The organism is Streptomyces torulosus (assembly GCF_001419765.1).
Taxonomy (GTDB): domain Bacteria; phylum Actinomycetota; class Actinomycetes; order Streptomycetales; family Streptomycetaceae; genus Streptomyces; species Streptomyces torulosus.
The window spans coordinates 2148-2562 of record NZ_LIRK01000334.1 but is presented as its reverse complement, the minus strand read 5'-3'; the positions used below and the strand labels follow the sequence as shown (position 1 = coordinate 2562).

1 protein-coding gene is annotated in these 415 nt (G+C 78.3%); it reads left to right on the top strand.

Features of this window, described 5'->3' with window-relative positions; translation table 11 throughout:
- Positions 1-52 precede the first annotated feature (52 nt).
- On the top strand, positions 53-415 hold a 363-nt coding region (locus AOK23_RS23035), incomplete at its 3' end, for a hypothetical protein (protein WP_055714574.1).

Genomic DNA, 415 nt, shown 5'->3' with positions numbered 1-415 from the left:
GGGCGTGCGACAGGGCGGGCGTCGGCGGGGGTGCGCCGGTACGGTCGTCCCCATGGACATGTCCTGGTGGTTGGCGCTCGCGGCGGTGGTGGCGCTCGCGCTCGTCGCGACGCTGGTCGACGGGTGGGGCCGGTCCCGCCGGCCGGGTCGGCGGACGAGCGGTCCGAGGGGGCGTACGCGTCCGCCCGGACGGCCGGGTGACCGGGCCGGTGCGCGGGCGGGGCTGCCGCGGCCGCGCCCGTCGGAGATCTGGTGGGCGAGCGTGCCCTTCGAGGACGGGCCCGGGGGCAAGGACCGGCCCTGTCTCGTGCTGGCGGTGCGGGGAGACCGGGCCCGGGTCGTCAAGATCACCAGCAAGTACCGCGACACCCGGGTCGGGGTGATTCCGCTGCCCCCCGGTGCCGTCGGCGACGCG